This is a genomic window from Amycolatopsis sp. lyj-90 (genome assembly GCF_046549035.1).
Classification (GTDB): domain Bacteria; phylum Actinomycetota; class Actinomycetes; order Mycobacteriales; family Pseudonocardiaceae; genus Amycolatopsis.
Genome location: NZ_JAJPWP010000005.1, coordinates 76,310 through 92,350 on the forward strand (window position 1 = coordinate 76,310; position 16,041 = coordinate 92,350).

15 protein-coding genes are annotated in these 16,041 nt (G+C 69.9%); 5 read left to right on the forward strand and 10 right to left on the reverse strand.

Annotated elements, in window-relative coordinates; genetic code table 11:
- Positions 1 to 3: 3 nt before the first annotated feature.
- Both ACLJPX_RS19605 and ACLJPX_RS19610 read right to left on the reverse strand, forming a co-directional pair.
- On the reverse strand, positions 4 to 1,203 hold the full coding sequence (locus ACLJPX_RS19605; RefSeq protein ID WP_410601389.1) for an MFS transporter: 1,200 nt from the start codon (positions 1,201 to 1,203) through the stop codon (positions 4 to 6).
- Positions 1,204 to 1,278: 75 nt separating this feature from the next.
- Positions 1,279 to 1,743, reverse strand: coding sequence for a MarR family winged helix-turn-helix transcriptional regulator (locus tag ACLJPX_RS19610; RefSeq protein ID WP_101611378.1), 465 nt, complete (start codon positions 1,741 to 1,743; stop codon positions 1,279 to 1,281).
- A 269-nt stretch (positions 1,744 to 2,012) separates the two neighbouring features.
- Here ACLJPX_RS19610 and ACLJPX_RS19615 point away from each other — a divergent pair, with 269 nt between their 5' ends.
- The 4 genes from ACLJPX_RS19615 (at position 2,013) to ACLJPX_RS19630 (ending at position 6,305) form a co-directional block, all read left to right on the forward strand.
- A complete protein-coding gene (locus ACLJPX_RS19615) occupies positions 2,013 to 3,218 on the forward strand; it encodes a globin domain-containing protein (RefSeq protein WP_410601390.1) in 1,206 nt (401 codons plus the stop codon).
- 459 nt (positions 3,219 to 3,677) lie between these two features.
- A complete protein-coding gene (locus ACLJPX_RS19620) occupies positions 3,678 to 4,778 on the forward strand; it encodes a globin domain-containing protein (RefSeq protein WP_410601903.1) in 1,101 nt (366 codons plus the stop codon).
- Positions 4,779 to 4,936: 158 nt separating this feature from the next.
- Positions 4,937 to 5,689 (forward strand): lytic polysaccharide monooxygenase, encoded by a 753-nt coding sequence (locus ACLJPX_RS19625; RefSeq protein WP_410601391.1) that lies wholly within the window; start codon positions 4,937 to 4,939, stop codon positions 5,687 to 5,689.
- A gap of 10 nt (positions 5,690 to 5,699) precedes the next feature.
- The gene (locus ACLJPX_RS19630; RefSeq protein WP_101611380.1) at positions 5,700 to 6,305 is read left to right on the forward strand and encodes a DUF305 domain-containing protein; all 606 of its coding nucleotides are present in this window, start codon (positions 5,700 to 5,702) and stop codon (positions 6,303 to 6,305) included.
- 40 nt (positions 6,306 to 6,345) lie between these two features.
- On the opposite strand, the gene ACLJPX_RS19635 is transcribed toward ACLJPX_RS19630, so the two are convergent.
- The 7 genes from ACLJPX_RS19635 to ACLJPX_RS19665 are packed head-to-tail and all read right to left on the reverse strand — an operon-like array spanning position 6,346 to position 12,642.
- Positions 6,346 to 7,536: a cytochrome P450 family protein gene (locus ACLJPX_RS19635; protein ID WP_410601392.1), complete on the reverse strand. Its 1,191-nt coding sequence runs from the start codon at positions 7,534 to 7,536 to the stop codon at positions 6,346 to 6,348.
- The gene (locus ACLJPX_RS19640; protein WP_410601393.1) at positions 7,520 to 8,668 is read right to left on the reverse strand and encodes a hypothetical protein; all 1,149 of its coding nucleotides are present in this window, start codon (positions 8,666 to 8,668) and stop codon (positions 7,520 to 7,522) included. The genes ACLJPX_RS19635 and ACLJPX_RS19640 overlap by 17 nt, the downstream gene beginning before the upstream one ends.
- Complete coding sequence (locus tag ACLJPX_RS19645) at positions 8,665 to 9,768, reverse strand: hypothetical protein (protein ID WP_410601394.1); 1,104 nt, start codon at positions 9,766 to 9,768, stop codon at positions 8,665 to 8,667. The genes ACLJPX_RS19640 and ACLJPX_RS19645 overlap by 4 nt, the downstream gene beginning before the upstream one ends.
- On the reverse strand, positions 9,765 to 10,994 hold the full coding sequence (locus tag ACLJPX_RS19650; RefSeq protein WP_410601395.1) for an MFS transporter: 1,230 nt from the start codon (positions 10,992 to 10,994) through the stop codon (positions 9,765 to 9,767). Before ACLJPX_RS19650 ends, ACLJPX_RS19645 begins: the two co-directional genes overlap by 4 nt.
- Complete coding sequence (locus ACLJPX_RS19655; RefSeq protein ID WP_410601396.1) at positions 10,991 to 11,686, reverse strand: hypothetical protein; 696 nt, start codon at positions 11,684 to 11,686, stop codon at positions 10,991 to 10,993. The genes ACLJPX_RS19650 and ACLJPX_RS19655 overlap by 4 nt, the downstream gene beginning before the upstream one ends.
- Positions 11,683 to 12,459, reverse strand: a complete 777-nt coding sequence (locus tag ACLJPX_RS19660; RefSeq protein ID WP_410601397.1) for a hypothetical protein — start codon at positions 12,457 to 12,459, stop codon at positions 11,683 to 11,685. Before ACLJPX_RS19660 ends, ACLJPX_RS19655 begins: the two co-directional genes overlap by 4 nt.
- Positions 12,460 to 12,498: 39 nt before the next feature.
- Complete coding sequence (locus ACLJPX_RS19665; RefSeq protein WP_158255745.1) at positions 12,499 to 12,642, reverse strand: hypothetical protein; 144 nt, start codon at positions 12,640 to 12,642, stop codon at positions 12,499 to 12,501.
- 174 nt (positions 12,643 to 12,816) lie between these two features.
- On the opposite strand from ACLJPX_RS19665, the gene ACLJPX_RS19670 reads away from it, so the two are divergent.
- Positions 12,817 to 12,999: a hypothetical protein gene (locus tag ACLJPX_RS19670; protein ID WP_410601398.1), complete on the forward strand. Its 183-nt coding sequence runs from the start codon at positions 12,817 to 12,819 to the stop codon at positions 12,997 to 12,999.
- Between the two features lie 4 nt (positions 13,000 to 13,003).
- Here ACLJPX_RS19670 and ACLJPX_RS19675 read toward each other — a convergent pair whose 3' ends face one another.
- The gene (locus ACLJPX_RS19675; protein ID WP_410601399.1) at positions 13,004 to 15,979 is read right to left on the reverse strand and encodes an AfsR/SARP family transcriptional regulator; all 2,976 of its coding nucleotides are present in this window, start codon (positions 15,977 to 15,979) and stop codon (positions 13,004 to 13,006) included.
- Positions 15,980 to 16,041: the final 62 nt, after the last annotated feature.

A 16,041-nucleotide genomic window follows, 5' to 3' on the forward strand; every position in this document is an offset into this window, starting at 1 on the left:
CGCTCAACTCTGAATTGGTCGGACTTCGGTCGGCGAGACGGCTTCCGCGGGCAACCGCGGACCCACCCGGCCGAGGCCGACGACGGCCGCGCAGGCGCACGCGGCGACGAGCACCCACGGGATCCAGACTGCCACGGAGAACAGCGCGACGACGGCCGGAGCGATCACCGCGGCGAGGGTGAACGCGTACTGAAAGGCCGCCAAGTAGCGGCCTCGCGCCTCGGGTGGCGCCGCGGCTTCGGCCAGCGCCCCGGACCGCGGGCCGAACGCGAGATCGCCGGCGGCCAGCACGAGGGTCGCGCCGAGCAGGTAAACCGGCTGGAGAACCTTCGGCACGAGCACCACCGCGAGGCACGCCAGGCACCACACCGCGAACAGCGCCGAGCCCGTGCGCATCGCGGCGATCCGGGTCAGCCTCCGGGTGAGCCGCAATCCGACGACACCACCCAGACTGGTGACGACGGTGAGCAGCGCGATGATCGCGCCGGGAAGCCAGCCGGGACCCTGCAGCGCGTTGAAGACGTACACCGGCATTCCGATGAGGAAGAAGTCCATCGTGAGCGCGAAGAGCCCGCTGAACACGATCAGCGCCAGGTAGGGGCGATTTCGCCAGACACGGGCGGGGCTCGCGAGCCGTCGCACGCGCCGCTGGACCGGCGGCACCAGCGTCGCGAGGATCGCCGCGGCGACGACGAACGTGAAGACGTCGAGGATGACCGCGACATACAGTCCCCCGCGCCCGATCCACACCAGCAACCCGGCGGCCGCGAGCCCGCCGAGTCCGAAGCCCGCGGAGCGCACCATCGCCGCTTCGGCGAACGGCCGGTCCTTCGGCCCTTCGCCCGCGACGTCCGCGATGAGCGAGAACTGCGAGCTGTAGAACAACTGTTGTCCGGCCGCGAGCATGACCGACGCCCCGACGACGCCGGTGAAACCGCCGGCCAGCAGGAACGCGCCCACCCCGGCGGCTTGGAGGAGGTGGGAGCAGATCATCACCGTCCGCGGGCCGAAAAGATCCACGAACCGCCCCGCGAACACGGGGACGAGCAGACCGGCCAAGGCACCGAGCGTGACCGCCGCCCCCGCTTGGGCGAGCGGAAGACCCACCACACGGATGACGAAGACGAGGCCCAGCGGGAGGAAGAGTCCCGAGCCGAAGTTGTCGATTCCCAAAGCGACCAGCAACGCGACCCTGCTCCGCACAACTTCGACGCTACCGGCGCCACAGCGCTACGAAAGGTCCGTTCAGTCAAGACCGACGGGTAGCAACGGCCGCCGTCAGACGTCGCAAGTCCGTACCGACAGGACAGCGCGAACGTCGGCGTTCATCTCCGCCAGGCGCGTGGTCAGTTCGAGGACCTTCTCCTCGTCCCAGTCACCGAGCGCACGCTCCATGAACTTCAGATAGCCGGCCCGGCGGCGGCCCAGTTCCTCGTGGCCCTGTTCGGAGATGCTGATGATCGACGCGCGGCCGTCCTCGGGCGCGGGTCGGCGGTCGACCATGCCCGCCGCGGACAGCTGGGAGATTTGCCTGCTCACGACGGAAAGGTCCACAAAGCGCCGTTTGGCCAGTTCCGAGGGGCGCGCCTCGCCGTGCTTCGCGAGGTCGGAAAGCAGCATCGCGGCCGCCGGATGCAGACCGGGGTCGTCCTGCCAGGCCTGCATGATCCAAGCGTGCTGCAGCTGGGAGGCGGCCTTCAGCTCACGCATCAGTTCGACCCTGGCGTCGTCGGCGGAGCTCATCGTTGCCTCCCAGCTACTTGTACAGTACAACTTTATTCGGGGACACTTGCGTAAGGCAACTATTTACCTCGTGAGATCGCCCACTGCGACCCGGATTCGAGTACACCCGTCCGGAGCAACGATGCAGGCAAAAGGTCTCTCGGCGGCTAGTCTCGCGAGCGAGCCGGAACCAGCCGACCGGCCGACAGCCACTGACCGGAGAGGTGAATGATCCGTGAATTCTTCTCCAGTGGTCCCCCGTCCGTGATCCAGCGGATTCCCCTTCCGGTATGCACTTCCCGATCAGCGACTCCCAGCCCGTGACGGCCGACGCGGTCAGCCCGGTCCCTCGATCCTCGGCGCCGAGGGAAGCCCCGCCCGCGGTCACCGCGATGGTGCGGCTCATCCGTGACACGTGGGCGAAGTCGGAACCCTTCATCCCGGAGATCTCCCAGTTCTTCTACGGGATGCTGTTCACCCTCGCGCCCGCGACCCGGGACTTCTTCCCGATCAACATGGAGGTCCAGCGCGGCAGGCTGGTGCGGGCGCTGGTCCACATCGTGCAGATGGTCGACCGGCCGGACGACCTCGTGCCGTTCCTGACGCAGCTCGGCCGCGACCACCGCAAGTTCGGCGTCATCCCGCGGCACTACGAGGCCGTCGGCACCGCGCTGCTCGCCTCGCTCAAGAACCACCTCGGTCCGGACTGGACACCGGAGGTCGAACGGGCCTGGGCGGAGGCGTTCACCATCGTCGCCCGGGCGATGCAGGAGGCCGCCGCGGCCGACGTCAACCCGGCGTCGTGGTCGGCCACCGTGCTCGAACACCGGCGGCTCACCTGGGATCTCGCCCTGGTCCGCGTCCAGCCCGAATTCCCGGTGCCGTACCAGCCGGGGCAGTACATGAGTGTCGAAGTCCCGCAGCGGCCGAGGCTCTGGCGCTATCTGTCGCCGGCGAACGCGCCACGCGAGGACGGCGGCATCGAGTTCCACGTGCGCGCCGTCGACGGTGGCTGGGTGTCCCGCGCGATCGTGAGTCACACGCAGCCGGGCGACGTCTGGCGGCTGGGTCCGCCGCTGGGCAGGCTTTCGATCGACCGCACCGACGGCCGCCCCGTCCTGATGATCGCGGGCGGCACCGGCGTCGCGCCGTTGCGCGCCATTCTGGACGACCTCGCGCAGTGGGGCGAGAATCCCAAGGTCCAGCTGTTCTACGGTGGACCGTCGCGTGAGGACCTGTACGACCTCGACGAGTTGCGCGCCCTCGCGGCCACGAACCCCTGGCTCACCGTGACCCCGGTGGTCGAACGCGGCGAGGAAGCGCCCGGTTGCGTCCAGGGCACCCTCGCGGAAGCCGTCACCCAGAACGGATCCTGGCCAGGGCACCGCATTCTCGTGTCCGGTTCGCCGACGATGATCCGCGCGACGGTGTCCCGGATGCTGGTCGCGGGCAGCGCGCTCGACCAGATCACGTACGACCCCTTCACCATCGACTAGACACCGGTGAATGCGGCTCCACAATGGAGATCAGCAAAACACCGCCTGCCGTTACGTAACCGGCTAATCGCGGAAAGAACGCCACCCGATCGGCGGATCATGTTTCGCCGCGAACTGGCGAAAAAACACTGGTGAGCAACGGAAATCGCTCGCGCATGATCACCTTTACTTAGTGCCAGATGGGGTTGACGGCGTGTATATCGTTTGGTCCGTTCGAGCGGGAAACATCCATTCGCGGATCCTTTTACGACTTTCGGGCATACAGTCGAGAACCTTCAGAGGAACAAGAGCACCATCACGACATCGGGTCTGGAGAATATGCCCGATCAAACAGGAGAACATCGTTCACCCATGACAGCAGAAACAGTGAAATACGAACATCCACCGAGTTCGTCGAGATCTTCACCGGTTCCGGTCCCGCCCCTGGTCGAAGCACCCGCCGCGGACAAGACCGTCCAGATGGCGAAGCTCATCCGGGAGAGTTTCGCCTCCGTCGAAACGAGAGCCGAAGAGCTGTCCCAATACTTCTACGGGGTACTCTTCTCCGTTTCGCCGGACGCCAGGGCATTGTTCCCGATCAACATGGCCACGCAACGAAATCGTTTACTGCGCGCCCTCGTCTACGTCGTGCAGATGGTGGACCGGCCCGACGAACTGACCACCTTCCTCGCCCAGCTCGGCCGTGACCACCGGAAGTTCGATGTCCTCGGCCGCCACTACGACGCTGTCGGCGTCGCGCTCATCGCCGCGCTGAAAAGGTTCTTGAAGGACGACTGGACGCCCGAGGTGGAAGACGCCTGGGTCACCGCGTACGGCGTCATTTCGAAGAGCATGCGCGAAGCCGCGGGCAAGGAGATCGGGCCCGCGTGGTGGAAGGCGACCGTCATCGAACACCGTCTCGCGTCCCGCGACGTCGCCGTCATCAAGGTGCGCACCGATCAGCCGCTCCCGTACCGGGCCGGCGGTTACGTCAGTGTCGAAGTCCCCCAGCGGCCCAGGATGTGGCGGTACTTCTCACCCGCCACCGCGCCGCACGACGACGGGACGATGGAGTTCCACGTGCACGCCGTGCGCGGCGGCTGGGTCTCGCGCGCGATCGTCCACCACACCCGGGTCGGCGACGTCTGGCGGCTCGGCCCCTCGCTCGGCGCGCTTTCGGTGCACCACACGGAAAGCCGTCCGCTGCTGATGGTCGGCGGGGGCACCGGGATCGCGCCGCTGCTCGCCCTGCTCGACGACATGTCACGCTGGCGGAGCAACCCGCCGGTGCACCTGTTCTTCGGCGGCCGGAAGCCGGAAGACCTCTACGCCCTCGACGAGCTCCGCGGGCTGACCGTCACCTGTCCTTGGCTGACGGTGACCCCGGTGACCGAGGAAGGCACCATCACCGGCGGTGACCGCGGCACGCTGGCCATGGCGGTCACGCAGCGCGGCGGCTGGAAGGACCGCGACGTGTACGTCGCCGGGTCACCGTCGATGATCCGCGCGACGATCGCGAAACTGCTCGCCGCCGGCACGGACCTGGCGCGGATCAAGTACGACCCCTTCACCCTGGACTGATCCAGTGGTTCGTTCGTATTAGGCCGTTCGGCTGTTCTACCTGGGCTCTACGCAGCAGTAGGTCTGTGAATCATTGACCACGGTCACCGTCGGATTTATGGTCTAGACCACATTGCTCCCCCTCACGGGAACACCGTCGTTCCACCCCAGGAGCCGGCATGACCGTCAAACGCAAACTCGTGGCAGCCGCCGCCGGTGCGATCCTCGCCCCGATCGCCATCGTGGCCATCCCGCAGGTGGCCAGCGCGCACGGCTACGTGCTGACCCCGCCCAGCCGCCAGGCGAACTGCGCCCAGGGCAAGGTTTCGGGCTGCGGCAGCATCGTCTACGAACCCCAGAGTGTCGAGGGCCCCAAGGGGCTCCGCAGCTGCAACGGCGGCGTCCCGGGGTTCGCGCAGCTCAACGACGAATCGAAGTCGTGGCCCGCCGCGTCGGTCGGCAACAGCGTGACCTTCAACTGGAAGTTCACCGCCTACCACCGGACCACGAACTACGAGTACTACATCGGCGGCACCAAGATCGCCGACATCAGCGGGAACAACTCCGCGCCGAAGGACCCGACGTCCCACACGGTGAGCTTGAACGGCTTCAGCGGCCGCCAGAAGGTGCTCGCCATCTGGAACATCGCGGACACGCCGATGGCCTTCTACAGCTGCATCGACCTGCAGATCGGCGGCGGCAACCCGCCCACCACCAGCAACCCGCCGACCACGAGCAACCCGCCGTCGACGTCGAACCCCCCGACCAGCACCAGCAACCCGCCCGCCGGCGGCACCTGGGCGACCGGGACGGCCTACGCGGTCGGCAGCACGGTGACCTACGGCGGCGCGAGCTACCGCTGCCAGCTGGCACACACGGCGATCCAGGGCTGGGAACCCCCGAACACCCCGGCGCTGTGGTCTCGGCAGTGAGGACACGGCAGTGAAGCTCGCCCTCGTTCTCGTCGCCGGTCTCGTGGCCCTCGTGGGCTGCGGGGCCGGCGATGGCTCACCCAACACCGCAGGCGCCCCGATCTCCCCGGTTCCCCAGTCGGCCACGGGCGCCCCGGCGTCCGCGGAGTACAACGACGCCGACGTGATGTTCCTGCAGATGATGCTCGCCCACAACAGCCAGGGCGTGGAGATCGTCAAGCTGGTGCCCGCCAAACAGGCACAGAAGGAGGAGCTCAAGAATCTCGCGGCCGCCATCGAGGCGACGCAGCAGACCGAGAGCACCGACATGCGGAACTGGCTGAAGGCCTGGGGCAAACCCGAGACGGGCTCGATGGATCCGCACGCGCACCACCATCACGGTGGCGACGGGCTCACCGACAAAGGCCTGCTTGAGGCATTATCCAAAAAGGACGGACAGGAGTTCACGCTCGACTTCGCCGACATCTTCGTCGCGCACCAGCACAACGGGGTCGCGCTGGCGAGGACCGAGCTGAAGGACGGCAAGAACCCGGAGTCGAAGGCACTGGCCCAGCGGATCATGGACTCGCGTACCGGCGAGGTCCAGCAGATCCGCACCCTGGTCCCCGGCCAGTGAACTCGTGAGTGGTAAGGACGGTTCTAACCGTCCTTACCACTCACGAGCCGAGTAGGACGGGAAGTTCGGTGACGCCGCGCGAGATCAGCGTGCGCCGCCAGGAGCGCTCCTGGCCGGACGCCAGGGCGAGATCCGGGAACCGGGTCAGCAGCACCCGGAGCGCGGTGCTCACCTGGATCCGGGCCAGCGGCGCGCCGAGGCAGTAGTGGATGCCGTGGCCGAACGCGAGGTGGCCGGTCGCGGCGCGGTGGATGTCGAAGCCGCCGGGCCGGGGGAAGCGCTCCGGATCGCGACCCGCCGCGGCGAGGGCGATCATCACCGTCTCCCCGGGCGGGATCACCGTTCCCGATTCGCCCACCGGCCAGTGCGTGGTCGTGAACCTGCGGGTGGAGAACGGCTGAGGTCCGTCGTAGCGCAGGATTTCCTCGACGGCACGCGGCAGCAGATCCCAGTCGGCACGCAGCGCGGCGAGCTGATCCGGGTGGTCGAGCAGCGCGAGGACTCCGTTGGCGATCAGGTTCGTGCTGGTGACGTGCCCCGCCACGAGAAGCAGGAAGGTCGTGGCCCGGAGTTCGGCCTGGCTCAACCGGTCGGCGTCCTCGTCGGTGGTCCGGATCAGCGCGCTGAGCAGGTCTTCACCCGGGTCGGCCCGTTTCCGCTCGATCAGGCCGTCGAAATACCGGTTGATCTCCTCGACGTCGATCGGGCCCGCCGAGGCGTCCCCGGCGGAGGCCATGATCCGGCCGCACAGCGCGGAGAACTCCGCCCTGTCCAGGAACGGCACTCCGAGCAGTTCGGAGATGACCGAGACAGGCAGCGGAAAGGCGAACTCGGCGATCAGGTCGCGCGGGCCACGGGCAGCGGCCATCCGGTCGGCGAGTTCGACGGCGATCGCTTCGACGCGCGGGATCAGCGCGGCGACCCGGCGGGCGGTGAACGACCGTGAGACCAGCCTGCGCAGCCGGGTGTGGTCCGGCGGGTCACTGGAGATCATGTTGGCCCCGATCGCGCCGGGCCCGATCCGGCCGGTGGCGCGCAGCCAGTTCTTGATCAGGGTCGGCTCCGCCAGCGCGTCGAAGGCCTCGTCGTAGCCGACGACCAGCCAAACCTCGCCGCCGTTCGGCCACCGGACGCGATGCACCGGTCCCCGCTCCCGGAGTCCGGCCAGCACGGCATACGGATCGCGGTAGAGATCCTCGGGCAGGTCGATGATTTCAGAACTGCTGATCACAGTGCTCCTTCGGAAGGTCTTCGGCGTGCAGTACTCCGGCGCGCAGCCGCCACAGGCGCGCCGATCCCGCCGCCCGGCGCAACTCCCCGGGCATCGTTCGCGCGCCGGGTACCGGCGACGGCGGCACCAAGGCCAGTTGAGCCCGGCCGAGCGGCGAAGCGCCCGCGAACGCCCGTTCCTGGTACTCCCGCCGGTCGGCACCGTGCCAGGCCGCGACGCTTTCGTCCTCGGCCGCGAAGGCGCTCGTCAGCGCGTCCCGCAGCCGACGGTCCGACCGTTCATCACGCCAGCACAGCACGGTGACCTCGTGTTTCTCGGCGGCGATGACGGTGGAGCCCACCAACGGGAAACCGGCACTGGCGGTCCGAGTCGCGAGCGGGCCGGAGGGTGACGTCAGGGCCCGGACAGCCGAGCGGCCCACGAGGTCGCTGACCGCGCACGGCAGGGTGAGCACCGTCAGTCCGTCCACATCGGACGGAAGGACGAGCGGAAGCCTTTCCGCATCGCCATTCGCGGGCGTCACCGGCGCGCTCGGTGACGGCAGGGCGGAGGCGATGACGTCCAGTACGCGTTCCCGGTCCGGCGAAGGCGCCGCGAGGACCAGGACCGCGTTTTCGGGCCGATAGTGCTCGGCGGTGAACCTGGCGACGTCGTCGAGGGTGATCCGGTCGAGGCTTTCCCCGTCGGCGCGGGCGGTATCGGCCGCCCGTCCTTCGGGCACGGCGGCTTCGGCGGCGGCAGGACCGAGCAGTACCAACGGATTGACCGCCCCGGCGCGCATTTCCAAGGCCACCGCGTGCCGTTCGGCTTCGAGTGCGGCGGCGCCGGTACGCGCCGGGTCGAGCAGCCGGACCAGCGTCCGGACGACCCGGTCGCCGTGTTCGGGCACCGCGGCCACGGTGAAGCGGGTCTCCGCGTTGCCCGTGTGGCCGGTGAGGTGCGACCGGGAACCGCCGTCCAGCGCGGCGGCGATCCGGAGGTGCTCGGTCAGATGGGCCGTCCCCCAGGGGAACGGGGGATCCGCGCCGGATCCGGCGGAAACCCGCAGGCAGGCGCCGACGGTATGCGCGCCGGGCACCGGGAGCAGCCGGACGCGGAGCCCGGAAACCACGGTCTCTTCGGGCACGGTCATGTCAGGGACTCCAACCGGGAAAGCTGGTCCGGGCGCACTTCGCCGGTGACCGCGACGGCGGGCGGAGCCGAGTCGGGGACGCCGAGGTCGAGACCTTCCTCCGCACGTTCCGCCACCGCTTCGGCGAGCCGTCCCAGCGGGAGTTCGCCCCTCGCCCGACGTCGCCGGTCGGCCACCGCGCCGAACGGCTCGTCGGCTTGGACGAGCAGCAACGTGCGGCAGCGCACCGCCGCATCGGCCAGTTCTGCGGAAACCGGCTGGCACAGCGCCTCGCGCACCAGGTCGAGCAGGAGCGTCGCGGTTTCGGCCACGCGCCCGGGATCCACGAGCGCGTAACCGCCCACGCTCGCCCCTCCGGCGCCTTCGTCCCAGCTCAGCGCGGCGACCCCGTAGGCGAGACCGCGCGCACCCCGCAGCAGTCGGATCAACCGGCCCTCGGCTCCCGTGCCCAGCGACTCGACCAGCAGCGGTAACGCGCCGTCCGGCAGCGTGTCCGCCCGCAGCGGCAGCCGGACCGCGACCCTGGCGCTGGTCTCCCCGGGTACCGGCGCGGTGACCAGGCCACCGCGCCAAGGGTTCGCGGCATCGCTCCGATGGACGACCGGGCCGAGGGGCGCACCACTCGCGTAGTGGACGTCGATGCCCGTCTCCCGGCAGCGATCCAGGTACTCCTTGACGTCCTTCGCCGAGACCCGCGCCATCGATTCGACGTCGCCTAATGGTCCACAGTGGACTTTTCCGGAAGCCGCCGTCTCGATCGTGTCGAGCATCCGCAGATAGAGGTTCCCCGAGCGGTTGCGCAGCAACCGCGTCTGCGCCTCGCGCAATCCGGCCAGCTGCCGGGTGGCCGGTCCGCCGAAGCGGGACTCGTAGTGACCGGCCAGCCTGCCCAGGTCACCCATCGCCGTCCAGTAGGAGAACGAGGAAACGTGCGCTTCGAGCCGGTGCCGGGTGTGCCAGCCCAGTTCCTCCCGCAGCGAACCGTCCGGAGTGGCCGCGATCCACCGCGCCGCCAGCGCGGCCAGGCCCTCGAGACCTTCGGGGTCGTCCCGGTGGCCATAAGGGAGATCGACGATGGCCGCGTCGGCTGCGGGGCTCACGCCGTCACCGCCTTCGGAAGGTTCCTGGCCAGTCGCGTCGCGAAGACGGCCGTCGGCAGGGCGATGACCGTGGCGGCGACCCCGGCGACGGCGAGCACCGGCCCCACCCCCCAGATGGGCGTCAGAAAGGTGACCAGGGCAAGGGAAACACACTGCGCGGAGACGACGAAGGACCGCCGGAACGCCAGCACCCGGCCCAGCGCCGCCGGATCCGCGTGTCGCTGGCACAGCAGCGTGTTGGGCATCGCGAACAGCAGGTTGTGCGCCCCCGCCACGAATCCGGCGAGAAAGACCCAGACCGGTGAGGCGTGCGCGCACAGGACCACGAGGCCGATCACCGGCGCGGCCAGCGCGGCCCCCACGGTCACCATCACGGCCGGGTTGAGCGCGCCCCGCCGTTTGGCCACCGACGCCGACATCGTCAGCCAGCCGACTCCCATCGCGGAGGCGAACAGCCCCGCCTGCGCGGTCCGGCCGTCCGTACCCACCAGCACCACCGCGAACTGCGGAACGGCACCGAGGCAGGCGAAAAGCGACGCCTCGGCCAGCACGGCCGTCCGAAGTAGACGGTCGCCGGTCAGGGCACGCACGCCGTCACGCAGCATGGCGAGCGGGCTGCTCCTGCCCCGTGCGGCGGGCTGTTGACGCGGTATCGGCAAGGTGAGCAGCGCGGCGAGCACGAAACTGGCCGCGTTCGCCGCCACCGCACCGGAAAAGCCGAGCCCGACCGCGACGGCCGCCCCCAGCAACGGGCCAAGAGCGAGGATCGCGCCGTTGGTCACCTCTTGCGCGGCGTCGGCGGCGGCCAGGCGCGATGCGGGCACCAAGGCGGGCGTGAGGCTGGGCAGCACCGCCGAGTTGAGCGTGCTGACCGTGCCGAGCAACACGGTCAGCACGTAGTACAGGGGGATGTTCCGCAGTTCCACCACGAGCAGCAGCACGAGGGTGACCGCACCGGCGAGGAGATTGAGCACGATGGACAGTCCGCGCCGGTCGAACCGGTCGGCCAGCACCCCGGCCCACGGCGAGAACACGATCCGGGGCAGCAGGCCGGCGACGAACGCGCCGCCGGTCAGGCTCGCGGAACCGGTCACCTGCAGTATCCACAGCGGCATGGCCAGCGACTGCGCCGTGCCGCCGAGCCCGGACAACGACTGCCCGGCCCACAGCCACCAGAACGGCCGCCCGAGCCGCTCCTTGACCTCGGCGCCGGCGACCGCCGTCATCGTGGAAGCCGCGCCGCGTCCGCCGCGGCGACCGCCAGCTGCGCTTTGGTCCGAGCTTCCCGCGGCGAGCCGAGCCATCCGTCGACGGCCGCGCAGAACTCGTCGAACGCCTCCAGGCACGGCAACGAAGACTGGTTGACCTCGGCCTCCAGGCAGGCGTACCGGCCGATCGGCGTGATCTCCCCGTCCGGCCGCCGGAACTCGACGAGATCGACACTGAACACGCACGGGTGGCCGCCGGCGAGCGTGCCGAAGCGCTTGATCCGCCGCTGGCTGGTGATCCCCACCGTCTCCAGCGGCCCTCTCACCAGTCCGAGGTTCCGGAGATGGCGCAGCGGCAGGACCTCCCCGGCGGTCAGCATCGCCGTCAGCTCGCCGGGGTCGATCCGCTCGGAGATCTCCAGCGCGTCCCGGCGGCCCTCCCAGTCGATGGTCTGCTTGATCCCGATCCAGCCGATCCCGGCCAGCGCCCCCTGGTTCGCGGCGATGCGCAACGAGTGGCCGTCGGTGGTGAGGCTGCGCTCGGCGTCGTCGAGGTACAGGATGCTCTGGGTCGCGGTCACCGTCTCGGTGAGTTCGGTGAGGTTCTCGCGGACGGCGGGGGAATCGAGCCACCGCAACGGATCCGCGCCTGCTTCGGCGTGGTCGAGTGCCCATTTGCTTTCGTGCTCGACACCCACGATCCGGGTCATCGGCCCGTCCTTTCGTCCGGCGAGGCAGGCGGGAAGAGGTGGAAGACGTCGATGTCCGGCTCAGTCAGCCCGAAGACCCGGCGGAAGGTCTCCCGCACCACCGCGACCGACTGCAGGGGCGGCTGGAAGTGCCCGGACTTGGTGTTGGCGACGACCATCGCGACCCGGTCCGCGCCGATGAGCACGATTTCGCCCGCCGCGCGGGCGAGCAGGCGGTCGGGGACCAGCATCGGATGCGCGACCGGGACACCGTCCACGCTGGCGCGGTTGCGCCCGAAGATCAGATCGACCAGTTCGAACGGCCGCGTCCAGACCAGCAGCCGCTCGTCTTCGTCGATGACGAACATGTAGGAGATGCCGGAAGTCAAGTGCCGCAACGGTTCCACCGGATCACGCAGCTCGATCGTGTCCGCGAGGACGGCGTCGCAGACGGAACGATAGCGCTCCTCGAACAGTTCGCGGTCGAACTCCAGCAACGGTGGATCCGCCGAGAGCACCCTTCGCCGGGGAGGTGGCGCGGCACCTGCGGAGGAGAGATAGGCCTGGCCGATCAGCGCACTCAGCTCGCGGATCCGGGTGGCGACCCGCTCCTCGCGCGGGTCCGCGGTCAGCACCGTCCGCAACGCGATCAGCTCCTCGTAGAGGACGAACACCCTCGCCTGCGAGTGCGGGCCGTAGGAGTCCTCGGTCCGCCTGACGACCTCGGCGAACCGCGACAACAGCAGGCCGACGGAATCGGTGGTGGGCAATCCGGCCCCCTTCCGTGCAGGCACGGGCCGGGGATCGCTCCCCGGCCCGTGCCTGCGGAGCACTTACAGGTCGTCCGGGTGGGTGAAGCCCGCCTGCGCCATGACCAGGGCCTGGTGGCCCTCGTCGGTGGCGTCGAGCTCACGGAGGCCGGTCACGATGGCCTCGACCTTCAGCAGCTGCTCCGCGGTCACCAGATTCGCGTTCATGCACTTGCTCCTTCCTGGTGCGGCTGCGCCACGACCGATGACCGGCGTGGCACGTTGGCAACACCGATCGTCGTGACGGCGGATCTGCGCCCGCTCGCAGTGGTCGTAGATCGGACGTAGATCGACCCGCGAGAAGGTGGGAGGGCCCTGGGGAGAACGCGAAGGAGCTACTGCGTGATCTTGGAAGACGGCGGCCGGGGACGATCTCGGCGCGCGACGGTCGTCGTGCTGGCCACGGCGGTTCTACTGGCGGTGTCCGGGTTCACGGCGGCGGGCGCTCAGGCGAGCACCGGCGATGCCGAACCGTCCTGGAACAACACCATCTCGGATACGCCGCCACCGTCGTCGGCGAGCTGAGAGCTCAGCGCGTGAGTTCCTCGATCGCGCGGATCGCGTCATCGGCTTCCGGGAGTTCGAGATCGACGAAGAGCAGATGCGCCTGGTCCAGCCGTGCCACGGCGTCGGCGGATCTGCCCAGCGCGGCGAGTGCCCTGCCGAGCACGAGCAGCGCGTTGGCCTGGTCGCGCCGGGTTCCGAGTTCTTCGCAGAGCCGAAGGGCCGACAGCGCCTCTGTCATGGCCTCTTCGGCCCGGCCCAGCGCCAGCAGGGTTTCGGCGAGCCGGTAGAGGGCGTGCGCCGCCCGCTCCCGGATTCCCGCCGCCAGGCAGCTCTCCACGCAGGCGGTGAACCGCTCGGCCGCGGCTTCGTAGCGCTCCAGCGCCTGGTTCGCGAGGCCGAGCACGTAAAGCGCGTACCCGATCCCCGACGCGTCGCCCATTTCCCTGGCCAGGGCGAGAGCCGACTCGCAGACGGCGAGGACGTTCGCGGGGTCTCCGCCACGCAGCATGGCGTGCGCGGAGTTCAGGCTGCTGGTCACCGCTCCCGAACCGTGGCCGAGCTGCCGCGCCAGCTCGGCGGAGCGATCGAAACACCGGACGGCGAGCAGGTAGTCGTGACGGAGCTGGGCGGCCAGCCCGAGATTGTTGAGCGCCTGCCTGAGGATCACCGGATCTTCGCCCGCCGTCGCGGCGTCGACCGCGCGCCGCGCGTGCGCCTCGACGTCGGCGTGAGTGGCCGTGCGCAACGCGACGGTGCTGGCCAGGAATTCGGCCCGGCCGACGGTGCGGTGATGCTCCCGCCGTCCCGGCCCCATCGGCTCGGGGAGCCGGGCCACCGCCTTCGTCAGGTTCGCCGCCGCGATGTCCAGTCGTCTCGCGCCCGCTTCGGCGGTGAACGGGCTCATCGCGATCAGCAGGTCGACAGCGGTGCTCAGCAAGGGCGCGGTGCCGATTTCGACGCCCCTGGCGCAGGCCGACACCACGGTGTCCCCCACCGACGACGCCCACTCCCTGGCCGCCCGCAGGTCGGCGATCGGCAGTCCCGCGCCCGCGGGCGACCGCGTGCCCAGCACGTCGCCGGTCGGATCGCCCGGTACGGCGTGCGCGAAAGCGTTGCGTGCCGTGGCCACCAGCAGCGACAGCAACCGGTCGAGAGCGGCGGCCTCGTCGGCCGGATCCCGGTCACGACTGCGGCCGAAGGCGACCAGGAGTTCGTGAACGCGGAATCTGCCGGTGAAGGTGTCGTCCAGGATGGAGGCGTCCACGAGGCCCTCCAGCCGCGCTTCGGCCTCGGCCGGGTCCACGCCCAGGACCGCCGCCGCTTCCGCCAGCGTGAACTCGGCGCCGGCGACCGTGGCGAGCAGCACGAAGTCTCCGGCGAGCGGCTCGGGAAGCTGTCGATAGGCCACCTCGAAGACCGCTTCGATGGCGAGCGGTCCCGCCCGCAGTTCGGCTATCCGGCGGCGTTCGTCCCGCAGCCTCTCGACCATGGACGCGAGGGTCCAGTGAGGACGCGCCGCGAGCCGCGACGCCACGATCCGCACGGCCAGCGGGAGCAGCCCGCACGCGGTGACGAGGTCGAGCGCGCCCGCCGGTTCGGCCGCCACGCGAGGCGCGCCGACGCACTGCCGGACCAGGCCGAGCGCCTCGTCCGGGGTGAACACCTCCAGGCTGACCTGGGTGAGCAGCGGCAGCCCGTCCAGCCGCGCGCGACTGGTGATCAGCACCGCGCATCCCGGCGTACCGGGCAGCGCGTCACGGATCTGCGCGGCGTCGAAGACGTTGTCCAGCACGATGAGCATCCGGCGGCCGTCGGCCAGCGACCGCCACAACCCGCGACGCTCGGCCAGGCGTTCGGGCAGCCGGTTCGACGGCACGCCGAGCCCGGTGAGCAGCACTTCCAGCAGCTCCGGGCCGGTCAGCGGATCGCCGACCTGGTCGAGATCGCCGAGATCGGCGTGCAGCTGACCGTCCGGGTACCGCTCGCGGAGTCCGTGGGCCAGATGCACCGCGAGGCTGGTCTTGCCGACCCCGCTCATCCCGGTGATCGCCACCACCGCGGGCGTCGCCCGGTCGGCGGCGGTCAGCACCTCCCGCAGCGCGGTGAGCTGATCGGCTCGGCCGGTGAAGTCCGGCAGATCGGGAGGAAGCTGCGCCGGGATCGGCCGCCAGGCACCGGCGGGCGGTTCGGCGGGCGACGGGACGACGACCGGTGGCTCGGCGTGCGGGGCCACGTCGTCCCCGCGGAGGATGCGTTCGTGGAGTTCGACCAGTTCCGCACCGGGGTCGATCCCGTGCGCCTCCACCAGGGTCCGGCGAGCATCGTGGAAGACGCGCAACGCGTCGACCTGGCGGCCCATCCCGTAGAGCGCGCGCATCAGCAGGACGTAAAGCCGTTCCCGCATCGGGTGTTCCGCGATCATCGCCGTCAGCCGCGGCTGGACCTCGTAGTAGTGACCGAGGCGGAGCTCCGCCTCCAGGTACTGCTCGGTGAGCGCGGTGTGCAGCTCGTCCAGCCAGCTCCGGCTGTGCTCGGCGAACAGTCCCGGCACCCCGGCGAGCGGCTCGCCGGTCCACAGTCCGAGTGCCTCGGACAGCACGCTCCTGGCACGGTGCGCGTCGCCCGAAGTCAGCGCTTCTTGAGCCACCGCACCGAGTTCTTCGGCGCGGGAGGTGTCCACGGCCGAGGAGGGGACGACCAGCCGATAACCGTCACCGGCCGTCACCAGCAGCTCGTCTTCGGCTCCGGCGGTGGCGAGCAGCCGTCTCAGCCGCCAGGCGTAGGTCCGCACGGTCGAGGCGGACCGGGCGGGAATGTCCTGGTCCCACAACGTGTCCGTCAGTCTGGCCAGGGACAGCGCCGTTCCGGGGGCCAGCGCCAACGCGGCCAGCATCGCCTGCTGTTTGGGTGTCCCGACGGGGACCATCACGCCATCGGGCCGCCGCAGCCGCATCGGGCCCAGCAGAACGAATCCCACCCCAGGCCGTGCCGCCGTCATCCGCGCCGCCCCTTTCGGTCGCGACGATACACACGGACGGTGAGCGTCGGCCCGAACTCGGA

Bases quoted from the DNA above. Each gene is read 5' to 3' on its own strand.
- ACLJPX_RS19650 (WP_410601395.1), bottom strand. From the start codon at position 10,994: ATGACGGCGGTCGCCGGCGCCGAGGTCAAGGAGCGGCTCGGGCGGCCG.
- ACLJPX_RS19640 (WP_410601393.1), bottom strand. From the start codon at position 8,668: ATGACCGTGCCCGAAGAGACCGTGGTTTCCGGGCTCCGCGTCCGGCTG.
- ACLJPX_RS19675 (WP_410601399.1), bottom strand. From the start codon at position 15,979: ATGACGGCGGCACGGCCTGGGGTGGGATTCGTTCTGCTGGGCCCGATG.
- ACLJPX_RS19665 (WP_158255745.1), bottom strand. From the start codon at position 12,642: ATGAACGCGAATCTGGTGACCGCGGAGCAGCTGCTGAAGGTCGAGGCC.
- ACLJPX_RS19620 (WP_410601903.1), top strand. From the start codon at position 3,678: ATGGCGAAGCTCATCCGGGAGAGTTTCGCCTCCGTCGAAACGAGAGCC.
- ACLJPX_RS19610 (WP_101611378.1), bottom strand. From the start codon at position 1,743: ATGAGCTCCGCCGACGACGCCAGGGTCGAACTGATGCGTGAGCTGAAG.
- ACLJPX_RS19625 (WP_410601391.1), top strand. From the start codon at position 4,937: ATGACCGTCAAACGCAAACTCGTGGCAGCCGCCGCCGGTGCGATCCTC.
- ACLJPX_RS19655 (WP_410601396.1), bottom strand. From the start codon at position 11,686: ATGACCCGGATCGTGGGTGTCGAGCACGAAAGCAAATGGGCACTCGAC.
- ACLJPX_RS19615 (WP_410601390.1), top strand. From the start codon at position 2,013: ATGCACTTCCCGATCAGCGACTCCCAGCCCGTGACGGCCGACGCGGTC.